The organism is Collinsella tanakaei, assembly GCF_016900375.1.
In the GTDB taxonomy this organism is placed as follows: domain Bacteria; phylum Actinomycetota; class Coriobacteriia; order Coriobacteriales; family Coriobacteriaceae; genus Collinsella.
In genome coordinates, this window is record NZ_JACJKB010000002.1 from 24,811 (window position 1) to 48,124 (window position 23,314).

General features: G+C 65.3%; 19 protein-coding genes and 2 tRNA genes. 4 read left to right on the forward strand and 17 right to left on the reverse strand.

The annotated features are described in order from the left end of the window. Positions 1 to 3 precede the first annotated feature (3 nt). From purD to H6A16_RS01490, 11 genes are all read right to left on the reverse strand, one after another. Positions 4 to 1,302, reverse strand: a complete 1,299-nt coding sequence (gene purD, locus H6A16_RS01440; protein ID WP_204615515.1) for a phosphoribosylamine--glycine ligase — start codon at positions 1,300 to 1,302, stop codon at positions 4 to 6. 10 nt (positions 1,303 to 1,312) lie between these two features. Then, on the reverse strand, positions 1,313 to 2,224 hold the full coding sequence (locus H6A16_RS01445; RefSeq protein ID WP_204615516.1) for a DegV family protein: 912 nt from the start codon (positions 2,222 to 2,224) through the stop codon (positions 1,313 to 1,315). Between the two features lie 3 nt (positions 2,225 to 2,227). Next, positions 2,228 to 3,514, reverse strand: a complete 1,287-nt coding sequence (locus H6A16_RS01450; RefSeq protein WP_204615518.1) for an adenylosuccinate synthase — start codon at positions 3,512 to 3,514, stop codon at positions 2,228 to 2,230. Between the two features lie 297 nt (positions 3,515 to 3,811). Beyond that, positions 3,812 to 5,209 (reverse strand): replicative DNA helicase, encoded by a 1,398-nt coding sequence (dnaB, locus tag H6A16_RS01455; RefSeq protein ID WP_204615520.1) that lies wholly within the window; start codon positions 5,207 to 5,209, stop codon positions 3,812 to 3,814. Between the two features lie 758 nt (positions 5,210 to 5,967). Next, on the reverse strand, positions 5,968 to 6,489 hold the full coding sequence (gene rplI / locus H6A16_RS01460) for a 50S ribosomal protein L9 (RefSeq protein ID WP_204615521.1): 522 nt from the start codon (positions 6,487 to 6,489) through the stop codon (positions 5,968 to 5,970). Positions 6,490 to 6,531: 42 nt separating this feature from the next. Beyond that, entirely contained in the window at positions 6,532 to 7,476 is a 945-nt protein-coding gene (locus H6A16_RS01465) for a DUF2232 domain-containing protein (RefSeq protein WP_204615522.1), read from the reverse strand. A 61-nt stretch (positions 7,477 to 7,537) separates the two neighbouring features. After that, entirely contained in the window at positions 7,538 to 7,804 is a 267-nt protein-coding gene (rpsR, locus tag H6A16_RS01470) for a 30S ribosomal protein S18 (protein ID WP_022386306.1), read from the reverse strand. Between the two features lie 75 nt (positions 7,805 to 7,879). Beyond that, positions 7,880 to 8,356, reverse strand: coding sequence for a single-stranded DNA-binding protein (locus H6A16_RS01475; protein WP_204615523.1), 477 nt, complete (start codon positions 8,354 to 8,356; stop codon positions 7,880 to 7,882). Positions 8,357 to 8,419: 63 nt separating this feature from the next. Then, positions 8,420 to 8,713, reverse strand: a complete 294-nt coding sequence (rpsF, locus tag H6A16_RS01480; RefSeq protein WP_204615524.1) for a 30S ribosomal protein S6 — start codon at positions 8,711 to 8,713, stop codon at positions 8,420 to 8,422. Positions 8,714 to 9,055: 342 nt separating this feature from the next. Then, positions 9,056 to 10,429 (reverse strand): DUF4013 domain-containing protein, encoded by a 1,374-nt coding sequence (locus tag H6A16_RS01485; protein ID WP_204615525.1) that lies wholly within the window; start codon positions 10,427 to 10,429, stop codon positions 9,056 to 9,058. Positions 10,430 to 10,442: 13 nt separating this feature from the next. Beyond that, positions 10,443 to 10,988, reverse strand: coding sequence for a hypothetical protein (locus H6A16_RS01490; protein ID WP_204615526.1), 546 nt, complete (start codon positions 10,986 to 10,988; stop codon positions 10,443 to 10,445). Positions 10,989 to 11,340: 352 nt separating this feature from the next. Here H6A16_RS01490 and H6A16_RS01495 point away from each other — a divergent pair. From H6A16_RS01495 to H6A16_RS01510, 4 genes are all read left to right on the forward strand, one after another. After that, positions 11,341 to 11,431 (forward strand) — tRNA-Ser (locus H6A16_RS01495). 50 nt (positions 11,432 to 11,481) lie between these two features. Beyond that, positions 11,482 to 11,574: transfer RNA gene (locus H6A16_RS01500), tRNA-Ser, on the forward strand. Between the two features lie 516 nt (positions 11,575 to 12,090). Then, positions 12,091 to 12,642, forward strand: a complete 552-nt coding sequence (locus H6A16_RS01505) for a LemA family protein (protein WP_204615527.1) — start codon at positions 12,091 to 12,093, stop codon at positions 12,640 to 12,642. A 193-nt stretch (positions 12,643 to 12,835) separates the two neighbouring features. Next, positions 12,836 to 15,022, forward strand: a complete 2,187-nt coding sequence (locus H6A16_RS01510; RefSeq protein WP_204615528.1) for an acyltransferase family protein — start codon at positions 12,836 to 12,838, stop codon at positions 15,020 to 15,022. 83 nt (positions 15,023 to 15,105) lie between these two features. On the opposite strand, the gene H6A16_RS01515 is transcribed toward H6A16_RS01510, so the two are convergent. The 6 genes from H6A16_RS01515 to H6A16_RS01540 form a co-directional block, all read right to left on the reverse strand. After that, entirely contained in the window at positions 15,106 to 16,347 is a 1,242-nt protein-coding gene (locus H6A16_RS01515) for an Nramp family divalent metal transporter (RefSeq protein ID WP_239458125.1), read from the reverse strand. 18 nt (positions 16,348 to 16,365) lie between these two features. Beyond that, positions 16,366 to 18,252: a magnesium transporter gene (locus H6A16_RS01520; protein WP_204615530.1), complete on the reverse strand. Its 1,887-nt coding sequence runs from the start codon at positions 18,250 to 18,252 to the stop codon at positions 16,366 to 16,368. A 363-nt stretch (positions 18,253 to 18,615) separates the two neighbouring features. Beyond that, a complete protein-coding gene (locus H6A16_RS01525) occupies positions 18,616 to 20,460 on the reverse strand; it encodes a polysaccharide deacetylase family protein (protein ID WP_204615532.1) in 1,845 nt (614 codons plus the stop codon). Between the two features lie 101 nt (positions 20,461 to 20,561). Then, positions 20,562 to 21,950, reverse strand: a complete 1,389-nt coding sequence (locus H6A16_RS01530) for a polysaccharide deacetylase family protein (protein WP_204615534.1) — start codon at positions 21,948 to 21,950, stop codon at positions 20,562 to 20,564. 156 nt (positions 21,951 to 22,106) lie between these two features. Then, positions 22,107 to 22,862, reverse strand: a complete 756-nt coding sequence (locus H6A16_RS01535) for a PRC-barrel domain-containing protein (RefSeq protein ID WP_204615536.1) — start codon at positions 22,860 to 22,862, stop codon at positions 22,107 to 22,109. Further along, a complete protein-coding gene (locus H6A16_RS01540) occupies positions 22,863 to 23,252 on the reverse strand; it encodes a YtxH domain-containing protein (RefSeq protein WP_204615537.1) in 390 nt (129 codons plus the stop codon). Positions 23,253 to 23,314 lie beyond the last annotated feature (62 nt).

Here is a 23,314-nt window from a genome sequence, read left to right on the forward strand (position 1 = left end):
TTGTTAGTCCCACGCGGAGCGGCCGCGCAGCGCGCGCAGGCCGATGTCGTGGCGGAGGGTCTTGCCCTCGAAGTCGATCTTCTCGCAGGCCTCGTACGCCAGGTCGCGCGCAGCCTCAAACGTGGGCGCGAGCGCGGTCACGTTGAGCACGCGGCCGCCGTTGGTGAGCACGTTGCCCTCGTCGTCCATACGGGTGCCCGCATGGTAGACGGTCACGTTCTCCATGGCCTCGGCGTTCTCGATGCCGGCGATGACCTTGCCCTTCTCGTACGAACCGGGATAGCCAGCGCTCGTCAGGACGACGGAAACGGCGTACTCGGGGCGCCAAGAAAGCTCGACGTCGGCCAGGCGCTGCTCGGCGCAAGCGAGCATGACCTCGACGAGGTCGTTCTCTAGGCGCGGCAGGATGACCTGCGTCTCGGGGTCGCCGAAGCGCGCATTGAACTCGAGCACCTTCGGGCCGGCAGGCGTGAGCATGAAGCCACCGTACAGGCAGCCGCGGTAATCGATGCCCTCAGCAGCGAGCTCGGCAACGACGTCGTCCATAATCCGCTCCATGGCGGCGTGCTCCTCGTCGGTCACGATGGGCACGGGGCTATACACGCCCATGCCGCCCGTATTGGGGCCGAGGTCGCCCTCGAGCGCGCGCTTGTGGTCCTGCGAGGTGTCCATCGGGCGCACGGTCTTGCCGTCGGTGAACGCCAGCAGCGAGCACTCGGGACCGGTGAGCATCTCCTCGATGACGACCGTGGAGCCGGCCTCGCCGAAGACGCCGGCGAAGCACTCGTGCACGGCCTCCTCGGCCTGTGCGAGCTCGGTTGCCACGACGACGCCCTTGCCGGCCGCCAGGCCGTCGGCCTTGACCACCAGCGGAGCGCCCTGCTCGCGCACGTAGGCAAGCGCACTCTCCTCGTCGGTGAAGGAGCCGTAGGCCGCGGTGGGAACACCGGCGCGCTCCATGACCTGCTTGGAGAACAGCTTGGAGCCCTCCATCTGGGCGCCCTCGGCACCCGGACCGAAGCACGGGATGCCCGCCTCGCGCACCGCGTCGGCAACGCCCGCGACCAGCGGAGCCTCGGGGCCGATCACCACAAGACCGCAGCCCGTCTCGCGGGCGAAGTCCGCGACAGCGGCCGGATCGTTCTCGTCGAGCGAGACGTTCTCGCCGACCTCGAGAGTGCCGCCGTTGCCGGGAGCGATGTAGAGCTTGCCGCAGCGCGCCGACTCGGCGAGCTTCTTGGCCAGCGCATGCTCGCGGCCGCCGCTGCCCAGCAGCAGGATATCGATGGTTTCTGCGTTCATGGGGTCCTCCTTAGATGGCCGCCTCAAGGAACATAGGGGTCTCGTCGAGCAGCGGGCTATGCAGGGCGGTGGGGTAGCTCAGCAACCCAACCGCGCCCTCGCCCACGTGCGTGGCGATGCACGGGCCGATAGTGGCGATGCCTCCGCAGACGCCTTCGAGCTCGTTGGTCTCCAACGGCTTCTCGAGCATCCTGATCGCCTTGGCGGAACGCGTGTGAAGCTTGTAGTACGTGAGCGAACCCAGCTCCTGGGAGCGGCGGGTGAGCTGGCGCACCATGTAGGCGATGCCGTTGCGCAGGCCCTTTGCCTTGTGGGCGACCTCGATGCAGCCGCGCTCGCCGACCTCGATGACCACCTTCACGTTGAGGATGGAGGTGGCCAGGTGCTGCGCGCGCGTGGCGCGGCCGCCCTTGACCAGGTTGCCCAGGTTGTCGGGAATAAAGTGGATCTTCACGCTATCGCGGATGGCGAGCACGCGCTCGATGGCCTCGTCCATGGTGCCGCCGGCCTCGGCGACCGCGGCGGCCTCGAGCACCATGGCACCCAGGCCGACCGTGGCGGAGTAGCTGTCGATGACCTCGACGCGCACGCCCGACGGCATCTGCTTGGCCAGAAAGCGCGGCGTCTCGATGGTCGACGAAAGCTCGCGCGCGATATGGATGGACAGGATCTCGGTGTAGCCCTCGTCCACGAGCTGGCGGTAGGTCTCCACGAAGTCGGCCGGAGCCGGTTGGGAGGTCTGCGGCAGCTCCCTGACCTGCTGCATGAGGTCGAGGTACTCGTCGATCTGGATATCCACGCCGTCGCGGTAGTCGCGGCCGTTGGCCACGATGTGAAGCGGCACGACGCGGATGCCGAAGCGATCGATCGCTGCGCGGTTGATATCCGACGCGCTATCGGTGACGATGGCGAACTTGCGCATGGGCTACTTCCAATACCTGTTGATGGTCTGCTCGCGGTCGGGACCGACGGACACGAAGGTCACGCGGACGTGCGCGAGCTTCTCGATGTAGGCGACGTAGTCCTGCGCGGCCTGGGGAAGCTCGTCGAAGCTGCGGCATGCGGAGATGTCGCACTTCCAGCCGGGCAGCTCCTCGTAGACGGGCTTGGCGGCGGCGAACACGCTCTCGTGCTCGGGCACGGTGGTGTAGCGCACGCCGTCGCACTCGTAGGCGACGCAGACCTTGATGGTGTCGAAGGCCGAGAGCACGTCGAGCTTGGTGAGCGCGATGTCGGTCAGGCCGTTCACGCGGGCGGCGTAGTTGGCGATCACGCCGTCGAACCAGCCGCAGCGGCGGCGGCGACCGGTGGTGACGCCGTACTCGTAGCCGTCCTCCGTGAGGGTGTGGCCCTCGGGCGTCTCGTACGCGAGCTCGGTGGGCATGGGGCCCTCGCCCACGCGGGTGATGTAGGCCTTCATGATGCCGAGCACGCGGTCGATGTTCTTCATGCCCACGCCGGAGCCCGTAACGGAGCCGCCGGCGGTGCAGTTGGACGAGGTCACATACGGATACGTGCCATGGTCGATGTCGAGCAGGGTCGCCTGGGCGCCCTCGAACAGGATGGACTTGCCGTCCTCGACCATCTCGTTGAGCAAAAGACCGCTCTCGCAGATGTAGGGACGCAGGCGCTCGGCCATGGGCAGGTAGTCGGCGCAGATCTGGTCGACCGTGTAGGTGGGCATGCCGAAGATCTTTTCGAGCTGCGGATTCACGCGGTCGAGCGCGCGTCCGAGCTTCTCGCGGAAGACGGATTCGTCGAGCATGTCCTGCATGCGCAGACCGATGCGAGCCATCTTGTCTTGGTAGCACGGGCCGATGCCGCGCTTGGTGGTGCCGATGTTGTGGTCGCCCAGCAGCTGCTCGTAGGCGCCGTCGAGGTCCATGTGGTACGGCATGATGATGTGCGCGTTGCCCGAGACCTTCAGGTTGGCGGTCGAGATGCCGTCGTGCTCGAACATGTCGATTTCCTCGAGCAGCACCTTGGGGTTCACCACGCAGCCATTGCCGATCACCGACACGCAGTCGGGATACATGATGCCCGAGGGCACCTGGTGCAGGCCGTACTTGCGGTCGCCCACGACGATGGTATGGCCGGCGTTATTGCCGCCCTGATAACGGACGACGCAGTCGAAATCCCCGGCGATCAGGTCGCAGATCTTGCCCTTACCCTCATCGCCCCACTGGGTTCCGACCAACACTGTCGACGGCATGTTATCTCCTTACGTAAGGCACGTAGCCAAATGACGGTCAAACATCAATATTATACGGCCAAGTAGAGTTCGCCGGGTGTCCACTTTCAGGACGGAGATGTTTTCGGACATCCGCGCGGCCCGCTGGCCTCTCTGGGGACGTAGCCGGAAGGCGCCAGGGCGTGAAATCGGGACAGGGGTTATTTCACATGGCGTGCGGCGTAATCGCCGCCCCATGTGAAATAACCCCTGTCCCGATTTCACGCCCTGGCGCCTTCCGGCTACGTCCCCAGAGAGGCCAGCGGGCCGCGCGGGCTTTTATTCCTCTGCGTGCTCGTTGAGCTCGTAGAACTTCGTCGATGCAGGCAGGAAGACGAGGTCGACGTCGCCGATGGGGCCCGAACGGTTCTTGGCCACGATGACGCGCGTGATGCCCTCGGGCGGGCGGTCGTCGCGGCCGGCCTCCTGCTCGGAGCTCGAGCGGTCCAGGAACATGACGATGTCGGCGTCCTGCTCGATGGAGCCCGATTCGCGCAGGTCGGAGAGCTGCGGGCGCTTGCCGGTGCGCGACTCGACCGCACGCGAGAGCTGCGATAGCGAGATGACCGGCACGGCGAGCTCCTTGGCCATGATCTTGAGGGCACGACTCATCTCGGAAACCTCGACGGCGCGGTTCTCGGCGCGTCGTCCCGCCGGCGGGCTCACCAGCTGCAGGTAGTCGAGGATGATGACGGCCTTCTCCTTGTTATGGAGCATGCGGCGCGCCTTGGCGCGGATCTCGGTCACCGTGGTGCCGGGCGTGTCGTCGATCAGGATGTCGAGACGCGACAGGTCCTGGGTGGCCTCGTTGATGTTGGCCCACTCCTGCGGCGAGATGCGGCCGGTGCGGAAGTTGGACATGTTGATCTGGGCATGCGCGCAGATGAAGCGCTGGGCGATTTCCTTGCCCGACATCTCGAGCGAGAAGAACGCGACCGTGTAGCCCTCCGACGCCGCGTTCAACGCCAGGTTCAGCGCGAACGACGTCTTACCCACGGCCGGGCGGGCGCCGATGATGACGAGCTGGCCCTCGCGCAGGCCCATAAGCATGCGGTCGAGACTCGGGTAGCCGGTGGGCGCGCCGTGGACCTCGCCGCCAGCCGCGCAGACCTCCTCGGCCTCGTTGTAGGCCTCAATCATGAACTCGGTGAGCGACTTGTAGGAGCTGCGCACCTCGCGCGCGGTCACGGAGAGCAGCATCGACTCGGCGCGCTCGATGACCTCCTTGGTGTCGGAGGGCGCGTCGTAGGCAAGGGCGTTGATCTGGTTCGTGGCGCCGATGATCTCGCGCAGCATGGCGTCGCGCCGCACGATGCCGGCGTGGTGCTGCCAGTTGACCAAGCTGAGCGTGCGGCCCATGAGGTCAAGGATGTAGGCCTCGCCGCCCACGGCCTCGAGCTTGCTCTGTGAATTGAGGTAGTCGATGAGCGAGATGGAGTCGATCGGCAGGTTGCGGTCGTACATCTCGTGCATCGCGATGAATAGCGTCTTGTGCGCCGGGCGATAGAAGTCGTCGGGAAGCAGCTCGACGAGCGCCTCCTCCACGACCTCGGCGGAAAGCAGCATCGCCGCAAGGACGTTGGCCTCGGCCTCGACGTTGTTGGGCAGGCCCATGCGCGCGCCGCGGTCGGTCACGCCCGTGGGGGACCAAGAGTAATCCTGTGAGGATGATGGCATGTGCGCTCCTTCGTGCCCGTCCGGCCGGCGCGGCGCCGGCGGCGTCGAGTCCGGTCCCGCAGCCGCTGCGGCTCGGGCCTACCATGGTAAAGCAAAAACGCTTGTCAAGCTGGAGGCTTCTTGCAACGTACCTGCGTAAACGGCGGTATCAACATGGGGGTGTGGAAACCACGCCCCTCGCATCCCGGCAAAACAGCGACTTTCCACGTTTTCCACAATCTGAAAGATTTTTCGAGGCGAGTTTTCCACAACAAAGCGCGTACCTGCGAATATACAGGCTATACACCTGTTTTACGGGCTTTTTATTAAAGCTTTACTTGAATGTTTTATGAAACCGCAGGTAAATGGCAGTACTTTATACATTCCGCAGGAAGGGGGTTTGCAGGCGTATGCAGTCGAATAGGAGTTCGTATTCATCGATGTAATGCAAAGCATCGTCTAGCGATAACCCATACGCCGCGTACCTGTGGATTTCTCAACTGGTTTGCCCCAAGAAAACCACCTTGGGGAAAACCATGCGATTCCGGCAGGCGGGGGATGCAATTTCGGGGACAGGTCCCAAACTTTCACGGCGGCGGGACTTTGCGTCAAAGTCCCGCCGCCGTGAAAGTTTGGGACCTGTCCCCGAAATTGCATCCCCCGCCTGCCAGCCGCCCCCGGAACCGCATCATCTGAAATTGCACCTCATCCTGAGCTCAAACAAAAAGCCCGGATGCCGAGGGGCATCCGGGCTTGCAATCAGGTGTGATCGCGAGGGGCTACTCGGCGGCAGCCTCGGTCTCGGTGGCCTCGGTGGCCTCCTCGACAACCTCGGTCTCCTCGACCGCGGACTCCTCGGTCACGCCGACCAGGACGTTCACGGTGGCGCGAATGTCGCGGTACAGCGAGATGGCCACGGCGTGCGTGCCGGCAACCTTGATGGGCTTGCCGAGCTCGACGCGCTTACGGTCGACCTCGAGGTCGAGCTGGGCCTTGATGGCGTCAGCGATCATGGCAGCGGTAACGGAACCGAAGAGGATGCCCTCGTCGCCGACCTTGGCGTCGACAGTGACGGACTTGCCCTCCAGGGCCTCCTTCAGGCTGTTGGCATCGGCGATGCGGACAGCCTCGCGCTTAGCGATGTTGTTGCGACGCTCCTCGAGCTGCCTCAGGTTGCCCTTGGTAGCCGCAACGGCGAGCTTCTTAGGGAAGAGATAGTTCTCGGCGTAGCCCTGAGCGACATCGATGACGTCGCCCTCGCCGCCCTTGCCCCTGATCTCACCAAGAAGAATGACTTTCATGAGATCTCCTTGCGAATAGCACCGCGGGATGCGATGCAGTGGTTACTGTTGAGCCTGTGCGTGTGAGCCGTCGCGCGGAAGGCGACGGAAGTTGGCCCACACGTCGATCAGGCCGACGATGCTCATAAGGAAGAACATCGCCTCGGACCAGAAGAGTAGAAAGATGCAGACGGTCCTGGTAAAGCATCCGATTCGTTTGCGGGCCATCAGCGCGCTGACCACGCCGAATCCCTGGCACGCAAAGATGAAGCGGACGCTCATGAGCACCGTGAAGCTCACGGTACGCAGGACCTCGGCCTCCGGAAAGCCGGTGAAGGAGGCTCCCAGGCATACCACCGAAATCGCCAGCACCCCGACGCTCCACATGGGAGCATCGAAGCGCGCGATCGACGGGGCCTGCGGCGTGCGGCCGCACCGCGCGCCGGAAAGGAACGACCCGATACCGGCCAAAAGACCATCCATCATGGCGCTCAGGACATACATGAGCGGCCAGATGGCCTCGACCAGGGGCTCGAGCTGAGTTGTTACCAGCTCAGCCGAAACGCCCGTTCCCACCGAGTCGCGCACCCCTTGCATGAGGTACGCCACGGCCGTCTCGTGCACCGATGTGCCGGATGCCGCCGCGATGAACGCGTCGACACCGTAGCCCACCAGCCCCGCCACCACGATGGCAATGGAAACGTTCGTGACCGTTGCCGTGCGCCACATGCAGGCGGAAATGCCCCAGCAGCACACGACGATCGGTGCGAGCAGAAACCCCAGTCCGGGACCGACCAGGAAGGAGACCGCCAGCAGCGCCAGGCCCTCGATAAGGGCGATGGCGAGGCCGCGGCTGCCCCGCGCCTCGGCAAGCTCGCGCATGCCGTACGCGGTGAGCATGATCCCGGCGAACGGAAGAAACAACGACACCAGCAGGCCCAAGGCGAGCATGATTGCCCCGCGCGGCGCACGGGGCGCGCTCACGCGCCCGTTAGAGCCAAAGGGCACGATCGCCCTTTGCTGAGGGTCCGGACTTCCGTCCTGCATCTCCTAGATCCTCGTCCCTCGCCTAGCCGCGGTTGCGCTCGCCGCGGGAAGACACCACGGGAACGGCGTAGGGCAGGAGAGCCATCTCACGAGCGCGCTTGATGGCGTTCGCGATGTCGTGCTGGTGCTGCGTGCAAGCGCCAGTGACGCGACGGGGCTTGATCTTGCCGCGGTCGGTCATGTACTTACGGAGAAGCTGAGTATCCTTGTAATCGATGTACTCGGTGTTCTCCTTGCAGAACTGGCAGTACTTACGACGCGGCTGACGTGCTGAATAATCATTAGCCATGTCAAAATACCTTTCGTTTGGCGCCGCGCTGCGCAGCGCCGCTCACTGAAATTACCGGGACCCCGTTCAAGCGAACTAAAACGGAATGTCCTCATCGTAGACGTCGACCGCCGGCGGGGCCTGCACGGGTGCAGGCGCGGGAGCCGGCTGCTGGTGCGCGGGCGCGGACGCGGCGTAACCGCCACCATAGGAGCTACCGGCATCCTGGCCGTAGCCGCCCTGGTTGCCGCGGCTCATGAACTCGATTTCATCGACGATGACCTCGAGCTTGCTACGACGCTGACCGTCGCGCTCCCACGAGCTGTAGCGCAGCTTGCCCTCGATCGCGACCTTCGACCCCTTCTGGAGGTAGCGGCTCACGGCCTCGGCGCGCGTGCCGAACATCGTGCAGTCGACGAAGTTCGGATAATCCTCCCACTCGCCGGTCTGCGGATTGCGGCGACGGTCGTTGACCGCCACGCCAAAGCTCAGAACCTGAGTGCCGCTCGCGGTTGCGCGCAGCTCGGGATCGCGGGTGAGATTGCCGGAGATGTTGACTCGATTGATGCTCATGTCTGACTCACTACCTCTCGTTCGGCCGCCTCCGCTTGGTGGCGGCCAGCTTCCAAAAAACGCTTACTCCATGTCGTCGCGACGAACGATCATGTGACGAACCACGGCATCGGTGATGCGCAGCACGCGGTCGAGCTCGGCGATCTGGGCAGGGTCTGCATGGAAGTTGATGAGGGTGTAGTCACCTTCGGTGAGCTTGTTGATCTCGTAGGCGAGCTTGCGCTTGCCCCACTCGTCAACGTTGTCGACCTTACCGTTACCGGCGGCGATCGTGGTATCGATACGCTTCATCACGGCGAGACGGGTCTCGGGATCGAGAGCAGGGTCGACGAAGAACAGCAGTTCATAGGCCTTCATGTGGTCACCTCCTCTGGGCTAAAAGGCTCCAGGTCGTGAAGGTGCGCCCGGAGCAGGAAAGGACCGGATTACTTTAGACCAAAGACCCGCGTCTCTCAAGTTCCTGCTGGTACGACCTCATGACCTCCACACAACTTGTACCGCGTGCCGAGCGGCACCAGCATGCCATGGCGCTCCGACAGGAATCTGGCGGGTTGTGGCCCGAACCCGACAGCCACTCGGGGGCCGCCGTGCCCGTATCCGACAAGGCGGGTAATGAGGCGGGCCGCCGCCTTCCCGTGGGATGGGAGGGCGGCGGCCCGCGCGGGTTTGATGCGCTGCGCTCGCGATGGCTGCGGCGCGCTATTCGTGACGCTGGATGGGAGAATCCTGGTCGTTGGGTTCGGAGGCGACGACCGGCTGGTCGGCAGGAGGCTCGGCGTCGGCCGGCTCGGGGGATGCGCTGGTAGACGCATCCGTCGAGCCGATGGGTCCGAGCTGGATGGGTGCCGCTGCGGCCTGTGCTTCCTGGGAGGGCTCGGGCTGCTGTGCCGTGTTCGCCGACAGCTGCGTCGTGGGCGCGCTGTCAGGCTGCGGCTGGACAGGCGCGGCTTCCGGGGCGGGTGCGGCGGGCGCCTGCCGCTGCGGCTGGGGCGGCGTTACCGGCTGCTGGGCGGGCACGTTACGGTACGAGAAATCCTGCGGCGCGGTCTGCGGCACGAAATCTCCCTGATTGGGAGCCGCCTGAGACGGCTGCTGCGGCTCAGGCTGGCTCGGAGCGGACTGCTCGGCACCTGCCGGCTGCTCGACATCCCTCGGAGGCTGCGGCATGCCCGTGGCGTTGCCACTGTGCCATCCGGTGACCCCGCGCGGAACGCCGTCAGGAAGCGGCGCCGACGAAACGCCCCAACGCGAGACCTCGAAGCGGCAGAACCACTGCCCCATGGCGTTGATGGAGACGAGCTGCATGGCGGTCGTGATCACGCTGCCGGCAAAGATGACGCACACGACCAGCACGACGACCAGCACGACGATACCCGGCCCGACGCCCTGGATCGCGCTGCCGATGTACTCCTCGCCCGTCATGCCGACACCGAGGGCGAAGCTCATGATGCCACCGACCGCGAACAGGCCGCCGACAAGCGAGACGCAGAGCGCGTAAGCCGTGCTCACCAGGCCGCCGATGACCGTCACGGCGTACGCGTGCAGAAAACCGCCCGGGTCGCGGCCGACCATCTGGAACAGGCGGTCGACGCGCCAGCCGGCGGAAAAGCTGTCGTAGATCGTGGCGCGCAGCATCCCCGCCGTGGTGAAGGTGCCCATGAGCAGGTTGATCACCAGCACCGCGAGCGCGAGGATGAGCGGGCCGTCGGAGGCGAGGTCGAAAAACGTGGTGGCAAACGAGGCGATGCCCAAGGGGAACGCCGCGATGGGATACCAGCCGCCGAAAAGCAGCAGGTCGATGATGCCCAGCACGATGCCCATCGTCACCATGATCAGAAATGCGATGCCGCCTGTGGAGAGCACCTTGCCGTATGCCACGCCGCGCTGCTTGGGCGCCGCGTCGACACCCCACGCCGTGAGGCGCGCCCACTCCAGGCCGTATCCGAGAATCGCGATCTGACCCAGGATGGGAATCCAGCCGACGAGCGTGAGAACGAGGATCGGCTTGATCCAGCCCTTGTCGCGCGTGAGCATTTTCCACGAGGTGTTGAACCCCAGCTGCTGTGAATACATATGCGCCTCCTCGCTACCGGGCTTCGTCCGCCGGGGCGCAGTCCGGGTTGTCCGCATCGGCGCCGGCGTCCTGCTCCTGCACCGCCGCACGCTCCTGCTCGAGCGCGGCGAGGCCCGACACGATGGGCTTCGTGCCCCGCGGGTACAGCTGCCGCGCCGTGCCGACCGAGACATAGGCGGCGTCGAACTGGAAGCTGTCCTCCCCCGCCGTGTAAAGCTGCGCCAGCAGGTAGGCGGTGGCGTCTCCGCGCTTGGCGGCCTCACAGATGAGGGCGTCGCGGCGGCCTTCGTCGGTATCCACGAAGCCGTCGTAAACGAAGGCGTACGCCGGAGGAATCTCGCGCGCCATCAGTGTGCGGACCGACTCGTAGATCTCGTCGGTGGAGGTTCCCGGATGGTCGGCGATATCGTATCCGTCCGACGTGCAGATGATGGTGAACGGCACCAGTGACCCGTCTTCGCGCAGGCAGGTCTGCGCCTCGCGAAACGCGTGGTCGATGGCGATGCGGAGCGGCTCAGTGAGCATGAGCTCCGCAGTAGGCGAATCGGCTTGCGCCATAACGCCCTCCTTATGACAGATAGGACAGGTTCAACTGTCATAAAGTGTATCCATGTGCGCCGGCGAGGGCGCACATGGATTCTCACTATTAAGCGACCCTTAAGCCGCCGCGCGACGTGAAAGATCGGGGCAGGTCCCAAACTTTCACGCACGAGCCGCTTGGGTGCGGATCGGCTTGCCGATAACGGGTAGCACGGATTGTCCCTCGGAAGGTGTCCGGGGCTTCCTAACCGTGTGAAAGTTTGGGACCTGTCCCCCTGTTTTCACGCACAAGACTCCCATATTTTGGAAAGAGTTGAGATTCCCCCTTGCGCTGCCCGGCGATTACGGTAGAATTGCCTATGCATTTAACGGAGAGTTGTCCGAGTGGCCGAAGGAGCACGATTGGAAATCGTGTAGGCGCCAAAAGCGTCTCCAGGGTTCAAATCCCTGACTCTCCGCCAGCATCCTCTCATGGCGCGCCCCTTGTGACGCGCCATGTTTCACTCCATGCGGAGGAGTGGCAGAGTGGTTGAATGCGGCGGTCTCGAAAACCGTTTATCCGGTGTTCCCGGGTACGAGGGTTCGAATCCCTCCTCCTCCGCCAGTATTTCCTTTTCTGCAATTGAATAGCTTGCTTGAGCGGGCATCTTTCTGCCGTGAGCAGGAGGGATTCGAACCCGTAGGGCCTCATGCTGCGCAAAGCGCGTAAGCGTCTTTGCCAGCATGAGTCGCAAGGAAGCCGCAGACCTCCGCAGCGGGCGGGCGCCGCGAAGCGGCGGCCGACATCCCTCCTCCTCCGCCAGTATTTCCTTTTCTGCAATTGAATAGCTTGCCTGTAAGGGCGCCTCTCTGCGTCGTGCAGGAGCTCGCCGCCGATGGCAGCAAAAGCATGACAGCGGGCCCCGTCCTAGCTGTCATGGAAATCGAACCTATGGGTTTGTACCGTTTGAGGGCGTCGATACGGTACAAATCCGTAGGCTCGATTGTCGGTGCAATTGGCGACGAGTTGCTCGGAAGACAGGACCGTGACAGCGGGCCCCGTCCTAACTGTCATGGATTTGCGGGGTGCTGCGGGTATACTTGTGCAAACGAGAAGGGCCCGTCCCGGAATGGAGCTCATATGATCCCGACCATCATCGGCATCGTTGTCGTCATCCTGCTCATCTGCGCGATCGCAGGCATCTACAACAACATGGTCACGCTGCGCAATCGCATCGATAACGCGTGGCAGAACATCGACACGCAGCTGCAGCGCCGCAACGACCTGATCCCCAACCTGGTCGAGACGGTGAAGGGCTACGCGTCGCACGAGAAGGAGGCGCTCGCGGCCGTCACCAACGCGCGCAACGCCGCCGTATCCGCCGCCTCCCCCGAGGACAAGATGGCCGCCGACACCATGCTGACCGGCGCCTTGCGCCAGCTGTTCGCCGTGGCTGAGGCGTATCCCGACCTGAAGGCCAATGCCAACTTCATGCAGCTGCAGACCTCGCTCGAGGACACCGAGAACAAGGTCTCCTACGCGCGCCAGAGCTACAACGACTGCGTGCTCAACTACAACAACGCCATCCAGACCTTCCCGGGCGCCATCTTTGCGGGAATCTTCCAGTTCAAGGAGCGCACCGGCTTCGAGGCCGAGGAGGCCGCGCGCACGGTTCCCACCGTCAAGTTCTAACGCGCATCGGCCGCATACCGCATACCACATACCGTCGCCCTCAACCGAAACGTCCAGATAGCACTATCTGGACGTTTCGTGGCATATTGGAGGCGTATTCTGTCTTGTTAGTACCATCAGGACAGGAGCTGCACGCCGAGGGCGTGCCCTCATCCCGATATGAACGCGACACGAACGGACATCTTTCTACTCCATGGATTCAAAACGCACCGAAACCGTACCCACCGATGATTCCACCGAGGACAACCTGCTGATCGACGAAGCGACCTCCCCAGCGGAGGAGGCGGATGTGGGGTCCGTAGCCTCCGACGAGCAGGACCCCACGCCCGAGCCCTCGCCGGAACCCGCCCGCGTGCCGCGCCGGCGCTCCCGCTACATCCCCGCGCTCGACGGCATCCGCACGCTTGCCGTGGCAGCCGTGGTCATCTACCACCTCGGCGCCACGTGGATGCCCGGCGGCCTGCAGGGCGTCACCGTGTTCTTCGTGCTCTCCGGCTACCTGATCACGCGGCTGCTGCTCGTCGAGTACACGGGCACGGGCACGATCGACCTCAAGGACTTCTGGCTGCGCCGCATCCGGCGCCTACTGCCCGCCATCGCCACCGTGATGGTCGTCACTGCGACGCTCTGCGCAGCGTTCAACCACGTGATGCTCACCAAGATGCGCCCGGACATCGTGCCGTCGCTGCTGTTCTTCAACAACTGGTGGCAGATCCTGCGCAACGTGTCGTACTTCGACGCGCTGGGCGACCCGTCGCCGCTCACGCATTTCTGGTCGCTCGCCATCGAGGAGCAGTTCTACCTCGTGTGGCCGATCGTGCTGCTCATAGCCTTCGGACGCGGGGCGCGCAGGAAGACCGTTCGCCGCGCGACGCTGGTGCTGGCCGTGGTGTCGGCCCTTGCCATGGCGCTGCTCTACAACCCCACCGTCGACCCGAGCCGCGTGTATTACGGCACCGACACCCGCGTGTTCTCGCTGCTGCTCGGCGCTTGGCTGGCGTTCATCCCTGAGCGCGCGATGCGCCCCGGCCTGCTCGTCCAGCGCATCCGCCGTCGCCATGCGCACCGCAGCGCGCAGCGCGCCAAGCCGGCTGCGACGCAGACGGCGCCGACCGTGGGCCGCGTCATGTCGGGCGCGCTGCTGTCCGATGTGCTCGGCGTCATCGGCCTTGCGGGCCTCGTCGTCATCATGCTGACGACCAACGGCTACACCGCCTTCCAGTACCACGGCGGCACGCTGCTGTGCACCGTCCTCGCGCTGATGCTCATCGCCGCCTGCGTGCAGCGCGACACCCTGCTCGCGAGCCTGTTCTCGTGGAAGCCGCTCGTGTGGCTCGGCAAGCGCTCCTATGGCATCTACCTGTGGCACTACCCGCTGCTGCTCCTTATGAACCCCGTGAGCGACATCAGCGTCAAGCCCTGGTGGTCGCCCATCGTGCAGGTGGCCATCGTGATCGCCGCGGCGGAGCTCTCGTACCGCTTCGTGGAGGAACCCTGCCGCCACGGCATCATCGGCCGCACCATCGCGCAGCTGCGCCGCCACGAGCTGACGCTTGGCGCCGCCCTGCGCGCCCATGCGCTAACCCTAATCGTGGGCGTCGCGCTGATCGGCAGCGCAGCCTACGGCATCGTCACGGTGCCCGACACCGCAGCGATCTCGGAGGAGGGCGCCGCCCTGCTCGAAAACGGCGCCTCCGCGGGCACCCCGGCCCCCGATGCGGCCGCTCCCGCGGATGAGGACGCCAGCGGCTCGGACTTCCCCGCCGGCTCATACGACATCGTCATGATCGGCGACTCCGTGTCTGTCCGCACCGTGCCGGCCTTCCAGGAGCAGTTCCCGCACGGCTACATCGACGCGCTGAAGAACCGCCAGTTCGGCGCCGGCATCGAGATCTACCAGGACCTCGTGTCGAAAAACCTTGCCGGCGGCATCCTCGTGTTCGCGCTGGGCACCAACGGCCCCATGACCGACGAGCAGATCGACACCCTGATGGGCATCGCGGGGGACAAGCGCCGCGTGGTCTTCATGAACACGCGCAGCCCGCGCGATTGGGTGGGCCCCACAAACGACACGCTCGCGCGCGCCGCCGAGCGCTACGACAACGTGCGCGTCGTGGACTGGTTCGGGTTCAGCGAGGGCAAAAACGAGCTGTTCGAGGGCGACGGCACGCACCTGAACGACGAGGGCGCCAAGACCTACATCGGACTTGTGTACGACGCCGTGCGCGACGTGCTGCCGGTGCACCTCAGCGACGAGAAGACCCAGCAGCAGCTCGACGAGCAGGTCGACGCCATCGGGCAGGCCATCGCGGAACCGCTCAAGCAGTTCGTCGACACCGCACTCGACGATTGGGTCTTCAGCGCCGACGACGAGAAGTAGCGCCGACGTTCCCTACGAAGGAAAAAAACCGCCCCATCTGGCACATGCCGGATGGGGCGGATCTCGTTAGGTATCTCTTTGCGTCAGTACCCGAGCGCCTGAAGCACGAACATGACCACCGTAAGCACGGTGATGATGACGATCGTGGCCCAGGTGAGCACGTTCCACAGGCGACCGTTGCGGTAGACGCCCATGATGTGCTTGTCCTGCGCGATGAAGAGCAAAAAGACGAGAAGCACGGGCAGCAGCACGCCGTTGATGACCTGTGCGCTCATCATGATCTGGAACAGGTCGACGCCGGGCATGATCACGAGCAGCGCCGAGGCCACGATAATCGCCGTGATGATGCCGCGGTAGACCGGCGCCTCCTCCCAGCTGCGGTCGGCGCCGCGCTCCCAGCCGAAGGCCTCGCAGATGGCGCTCGACGTCACGCCGGGCAGCACGCAGGCGGCCAAGAAGCTCGCCGCCACGAGGCCGGAGGCGAACAGGATCGTCGAGAACTCGCCGGCGATGGGCTCGAGCGCCAGCGCCGCGTCGGCAGCGTCGGACACCTGGATGCCCGCGGGATAGAGCACCGCGCCGGTCGTGACCACGATGAACCACGCGACGGCGCAGGCGATGACCGAGCCGCTCGCGGTGTCGATGCGCTGCAGGACGATGCCGCTTTCGTCCACGTTCTTGTCGACCACGTTGTTCTGCGCCAGAAAGACCATCCACGGCGCGATGGTGGTGCCGATCGTCGCCACGAGCAGGCTCACGTACTCGGGCTCGGCCACGATGTGCGGCGACACCGTGGAGGCCGCTACCTGCCCCCAGTCGGGGCCGGCCAGAAACGCCGCGACCACGTAGGTCACGAACACGCAGCTGACCATGAGCAGGATCTTCTCGATGCGGCGGAAGCTCCCCGACATGGTGAGCATCCAGATGAGCAGGGCCACCAGCGGCACCGATACCGTCTTGGGCACGCCGAACAGCGCAAGGCCGCTCGCGATGCCCGCGAACTCCGAGATGGTGACCGCCGTGTTGGCGATGAGCAGCGCACCCATGGCGAGCGCGCTCTTGCGCACGCCGAAGCGCTCGCGAATCAGCGAGGCGAAGCCCTTGCCCGTCACGCAGCCGCAGCGCGCGGCCGTCTCCTGCACCACGATGAGCAGCACCGCCATGAGCGGCAGCATCCACAGCGTGCCGTAGCCGTAGCTCGCGCCGGCGCTCGAATACGTGGCGATGCCGCCCGCGTCGTTGCCCGACAGCGCGGCGAGCAGGCCGGGGCCCATGGCGCCAAGCACCATCCCCGCCGTCAGTTTTTCATGCGTTCCTCGTGCCATGATGCAGCCCCGCGAACCCTACGCCGCCATCCAGACGACGACCAGCGCCGATGCGACCGAATACACCACGCAGGAGGCGAACACGGCCGACACGCTCATCGCGATACCCGAGGTGTTGAGGTCGTGCTCATCGCGCCAGAACAGCAGCTTGAGGTAGATGACGGACAGGGCGCAGCAGGCGAAGGTGACCGCCGCGGCGCAGCCGAAGCAGCCCGAGAGCAGCTGCGCGTGGAGCGCCGACGTCGCGTTGGCGGCGCTGACGCCCTCGGTGAGTACCGGAATGCCGTCCGGGTACGCGGCGCCCAAAACGAGCTGGCCGCACAGGTAGATGACGACCGCCATGATCGCGCCGACGAACACGGTCTGGAGGAAGAACGCCAGGTACGGCTTGTCCTCGTCGTCGGACTCGTCGTACTCGAGGTAGTAGTTGCGCACGAACGACACCACGCGGCTCGATGCGAGCAGCACGACGGGCATCACGCACATCGGGTAGATGAACAGGTCGGCGAAGCCGCCCATCATCTCGAGCGCCGCCGCGACGATGCCCGAGGCGATGGCCCAGATGAGCAGCCAGTATTGGCGGCGCGCGAACCACGAGAACACGTGCATCGACTCGCCCGAGCCGCCCTCGGAGCTGCCGACGCCGGCGATCTGGAGGTCCTCCTGGTGCTCCTCGTTCATGACCTCCATGGCGTCGTCGACCGTGACGATGCCCAGGATGTGGCGGTTCTCGTCGCACACGGGCATGGCGGCGAGGTTGTACTTGGACATCTCCTCGGCCACGTCCTCCTGGTCCTCGTCGGGCGAGACCCAGACGACGTCGCGGTACGCAAGGCTGTTCAGACGCGCATCGCGGTCGGCCACGATGAGCGCGCGCAGCGACAGCACGCCGGTAAGGCAGCCGGCGGGATCGGTCGTGTAGACGTAGTAGACGCTTTCGAAGTCCTCGTCGAGCTTCTTCAGGCCCTCGATGGCGTCGTTGACCGTAGCGGTTGCGGGCAGCGCCACGAACTCCGAGGTCATGATGCGGCCGGCGGTGTTCTCCTCGTAGCCCAGCAGCGTACGGATGGCGCGCTCCTCCTTGACGCCCATGAGGCGCAGGAGCTTCTCGGCTTTCTCGTAATCGAGCTCCTCGATGAGCGCGGCGGCGTCATCGGGGTCCATGAGGGCGAGCATCGAGGACGCGTCGCGGTCGGACAGGCCCTCGAGCATCTCGGCCACGAGTTCGTCGTCATCGAACTCGCTGATGGCCTCGGCCGCCTGCGCCGTGTCGAGCTGCGCGAACACCTGGCCGCGCAGGCGCGGGTCGAGCTGCTCGATGATGTCGGCGATGTCGGCCGGGTGCAGCTCGCCGAGCGTCTTGTGCGACACGGACAGCTTGATGTTCTGGGTCGAGCGCTCGAGCAGGTCCATGTACGACCAGGCGATGATCTCCTCGGGCATCGGCTTGCCGATGGCGCGGGCCGCGCCGACCACCACGCGCTCGAGCGCAGGATGCAGCGAGCGCAGAAGGCCGCGCATGCCGACCTCGGCGCCCAGCAGACGCAGCTGGTTTTCGCCCGAGGTTGAAAGCTTGATGTCATTCACGCGCACGACCTTCATGCCCTGCGTGTCGACGATCTGCTTGTTCATGATGTCGCGCGCGAGCAGGACCTCGTCGGGCTGCAGGTACGAGAAGCGGATGTCGGTTGCCGGCACCTTGAGGTACACGCCGGTGTCGTCGATGTGGTCGACGTACTTGCGCCACGAGATCATGAAAGGCGTCTTGCCCGGGCCCTGGAAGGCCAACGACGTCACATGGGGAAAGACCTCGCCCGTGGCGATGCCCATGTCGTTGACGATGCCGATGCTCTCGCCCGTCGAGTCGACAACGGGAAGCTTCAGCATCTCGGAAAGGTAATTCATGGTGCTCCTTCAGAGAATGAGAGGCTTGTGGCAGCGCGAAACCCCGGCGCGCGCCATATTGAAGGGCACCCGCAGGGGTTAGCTACTGTGTGGTCGGGGTTTAGGTTTCACCTGTGTCCTTTTCTCAAGTCGATGCAAAAGAAGAGCCCGATCGGAATCGAGCTCTCCTATTCTATAGCATTTTCGGCAGCGATACGCCCGACACCCGCCCTCTCCGGGTCGGCCTCCGCGCCTGGCCTCCTGCGGCTACGTCCCCAGAGAGGCCAGGCGCGGAGGCAGCCGGGGTCGCCCAAGGGGGCCGGAGGCAGAGGGACCGGGCGCCCAAGGGGCCGGAAAGAGGCCGGGCGGGACTGCGTTGCGTCTCTACACCTCGGGCAGGACGGCGTCTTCGGGCATCTTCACGGTGCCGTTGACGACATCCTCGGGGAAGCGGCCGTCGAGCTCCATGAGCTCGGACACGGTCACGAGCTCGTAGCCATCGGCCTGCAGGCCCTCGATGATGCCGGGGAGCGCCTCGACGTCCTGCGAGCGGTTGCCGCCGCCGTCGTGCATGAGGGCGATCGCGCCGTTATAGGCGTTAGAGAGGACCTCGCTCGTGATGGCGCCGGAGCCGGGAAGCTTCCAGTCGAGCGTGTCGATGTTCCACAGCACGTTGCAGCTGATAAGGTCGCCGGAGCGGGCCCACTCGGTCGCCGTGAACGCGCCGTAGGGGGCACGGATCATCTGGGGACGCTCGCCCGTGGCGTCCTCGAGGGCGTCGAACGCGGTCGAGATCTCGGAGCGCAGCGTGTCGCGGTCGCACTCGGGCAGGTTCTGGTGCGCGTTGGTGTGGCTCGCGAGCTCGCAGCCGGCGTCGAGCACGGACTGACTCTTGGAATTAACCTGCGTGCCGAGGTTGAAGAACGTCGCCTTGACCCCGTAGCGCTGGAGGATATCGAGGATGTCCTGGGTGTAGGAGCTCGGACCGTCATCGAAGGTGAGCGCGATGTACTTCTTGCTGCCCTTCGGCTTGCAGTTGAGGTAGGACACCACCATGTCAACCGGGGCCTCGACGACCTCCTTGTCGACCGTCTCGCCGGACTTCTCGCCCGTCAGAACGGTCTTCTTGCCCTTCTTGCCCCACTGCGAGACGAACTGGATGGCGCCGGTGCCCTCCGTCTGGATACCGGGCATGAGGTCGACCGTCTCCTCGGTGGCGGGCTCGGTGACGTCGGCGCCGTTCGCCACGGTGAGGTCGATGGCATCGACGGCCTTCGTGGTCTCGAACTGATCGGCCGTGAGCGGAGCGCCGTCGCTCGTGACGGCGCAGCGGTCTCCGCCCTGCTCGTCGAGGACGTTGCCGCCCACCGACAGCATGCGGCCCGGCTTCACGCCGAAGTAATCGTTGGCGACGAGCAGCTCCTGCACGTTCGACGAGATGGGCGTGGCGTAGGCGCGGCCGTTGACCATGACGTCGACGTTGCGCCAGAAGAACTGGTAGCCGATGGCGAGCGACGCGCCGCCCACGACCACCACGGCCGCGACCAGGGCGATCAGGATGCTGCGCGGGCTGAAACTGCGCGCGGAGGTCCGGCGGCGTGCGGGAGCCGCGGGCCTGACCGCCGTGCGCGTGCGAGCGGTGCCGGCGGCGTGAGGGGCGCCAGCCGTACGGGCGGATGCGGATGCCTGGGCGCGCGACCCGGCCGGGGCCGCCGTCGAGGTACGGCGCGTCTGCTGAGTAGCGCCGGTGTGCGTGCGCGGGGTCGACGCGGTGGCAGAGGCCCCCGTCGTGCGCGTGCGGGTAGCACGCTGCTGCGCCGTGCCCGCATGGCCCTGGGGACGGGAGAACGACTGCGTGACATGGGCGGACCCGCCGTGGGAGGCGGGCGCCTTGCGCATCTTCGGGTGCTCGATCGGCTTGAAGGACTGCGTGCTGTAGGCGGGGATCTTGATGCGCCCGGTCTGCTGCGCGCTGCGCGGCGTCGCCTTCTGCGACGTGCTCGTCGCAACGCGACCCGTCTGGCCGGCAGGACGAGCCGTGCCCTGCTTGCGCTGTGCGGACTGAGCCGCGTTTTGAGCCGCTTTCTGGGAAGCCGCTTTCTTCACGGGCTTCTGCACCGGCTTCTGCGCGACCTTGCGCGCCGGCTGCTGGGCCGGCTTCTGCGCCGTCTTTTTCACAGGCTCCTGGGCGCTCGCGGGGCGCTGGGTGCCATGGCTATTGGTATCCATCGAACCGTCCGGTTATTCGCAATCGTGTGCACATCGCCAAGACGCCGGCGGGGCTACCGCCGCGCTTGGCCGCCTCTAGATTCTAGCGGTCTTACCGGCCATTATTCCTCGATCTGCTCCTCCTCAGGGGCCAGTTGAGGCAAAACGGCGTTATCCGGCTTCGAAACCTTGGAGACGTCGAGTTTCTCCGCAAGCTCTTCATCGGTATCGACAAGTTGTGACAGCGTCACGATCTCGTATCCGTCCTGCTTGAGGCCCTCGATGATGCGGGGCAGCGCCTCGACGGTCTGCGATCCGCACTCCTCGCTGTCGGTCAGCAGGATGATGTTGCCGTTGCTCACGGAGCCCACCACGTTCTCCACGACGGCGTCGGCGCCGGGCAGCAGGTAGTCGCCCGAGTCGAGGTTCCAGGTGACCACCGCGCTCACGAGGTCCATCGCCTGCGCCCAATCGGCATCGGAGAACAGGCCGTAGGGCGGGCGCAGCAGGCTGCACGATTCGCCCGTCGCCTGCGAGATGACCTCGAAGCCCTGGGTGAGCTGCTGGCGCAGCTCGTCACCCGAAAGCTCGCTTAAATCCGTATCGCTATAGGAGTTCGACCCGACCTCGCAGCCCGCCTGCACGATCTGGCGCGCCGTGGCCTGGTTGGCCTCCACGTGATCACCCTGCAGGAAGAACGTGGCGGACACGCCCTCCTCTTCCAGAATCTGCAGAATCTCGCCGGTGTAGCTGCTCGGCGCCTCGTCGAAGGTCAGCGCGACGTACTTGCCCTCGGCCGGCGCCACCGACGTCATGCGCACGACGCAGTTTTGCGCCTCCTGCACCACGCCACGGTCTGCCGTCTTGCCCGAAACGCGGCCGGTCCACACCTCGGAGCGGCCCATCACGCCCCAGGTCTCCACGTAGCCGATGGCGCCGGTGCCCTTGACCTCGAGGGTGGGCTGGATATCGGTCGCCACGATCTCGTGCTCCTCGTATTGGTCGCGGCCACCGGAAATCTCGACCTGCTCGCCACCGACGAGCTCGGTGGTCTCGAGGGCATTCGCCTCGATCTGCTGGCCATCGACCACGACTGAGTACTGCTCGCCGCCGCGCTTCTCGAGCACGCTGTCGTCCACCGCGAGCAGGTCGCCCGCGCGGTAATCGAGCTCCTGGTCGTTGATGAGCTGCTGGACGCTCGAGTGGATGCGCACCGAGACGTCGGAGCCGTTGAGCGACACCGTGACGCCGCGGTTGATGTACCACACGACGCTCGCCACGAACAGCAGGGCCGCGCAGGCCACGGCGATGATCGCATAGGGCCGGCGCTTGTTGTTGCGACGCGCGCGCTGGGCCATGCCGCGACGGCCGAACCCCTGCGAGTGATGCAGGTACTGGGCGCCGGGCTTGCGCTGCACACGGCGGTTCACAGACGGCAGATGGGTGGCGTCACCGCGCCTGATATGGGGCTTCTTGGGCTTTTTGGAATAGGAGGTGGTGTAGTTGGGCAATGGTTCTCCCTCATCCGCATTGTTGAGGAAAACTGTACCATAAGGCGAAAAACGAAGGGGCGCCTGCATGCGAGCGGCACTGAATCGCCGACATGCAGGCGCCCCCTGAACGTTTGCGCCAAACCGGTTGCGCACCCCTTGTTGCGGGCCGATGCGCTACCGGCTCTTCTTCTTGGATGAGCCCGCCGCCTTGCGGTACTCGCTGGCAAATGCCGAGAACATGCCGCGCGTCTTGCCCAGCTGCTTGCCCAGAGCGCGGCTGCCCTTGTCGAGCGCCTTGGAGCCGTGCTCGTCGATCTTGGCGGCACCCTTCTTGACCTTGTCGCCGATCACGACGCTCGCCTCGGCCGCCTTGGCCGCGGCGCCGCCGGTCAACTCGAGGTTCAGCGTGTCGTCCGACACGATCATGGCGCCGTTGCGGTAGCCCTTGAGGTAGCTCACCGGCATCTCGATATTGCCTACCAGAAGCGACGAGGCACCGCCGCCATCGAGCACGAAGCGCTTGACCTCGCCCGTCTTGCTGTTGAACATGGCGTCGGAACAGTAGCCCAGGTTCTTGCCGGACTCCGTGACGACATCCATGCCCGTCCAGATAAGGCAGGTGTCGAGGTCCACACCGAGGCGCTTGGCGGCTCCGGCGTCAAGGTTCTCCTTGCCGTCGCGCACGCAGAGCACGCCCTCGTACACATCGAGGGCGTCGAGCGCCACGAAGCGGTCGGACTGCTTGATCATGCCCGCCACGTCGGGGAGCTTCACCATAAACCCCACGACCTTCTTGCCCGTGGGGTCGAATACGGCGAAATGCACCTTGCCCAGCCTGCGGGGCTCGCGCGGCGTGCCGTCCTTGTTGGTTGCCTTGCGGTCTGAGGGCGCACGGTAGATCCGCACGCCCTGGATATCGCCTACGAGCATTTACGCCTCGGCGGCCTCGGCGCCGTCGACGGGAACGTCGGAGACCACGGACTCGACGACCACATCGGCCGCCGGGGTCACGTTGCCGCCGGCGATGGCGTCGTTGAGCTGCTCGCGAAGCTGATCCATGCGCTCGCGGGCAAGATCGACCTTGGCGCGGAGCTCATCGGTCTTGGCGTCGACCATGGGGCCGAAGTCGCTCGCGGCGGACTTGGCCTGGTCCACGCCCTGCTCGTACATATCGCGCGCGTTATCCCACGCGTCGTTGGCCATATCGGCGGCCATGGCGCGCGTCTCGGCACCGGAGCGGGGAGCCACCAGGATGCCGATGATGGTACCGGCTGCGGCGCCGATCACGGCGCCCGCGACAAAACTGAAACCTTTACCCATGTTGCTCCTCCCATAAGAGTGAACGTTGTCGATGGAGTCTACATTATACCCACGCCCACTCC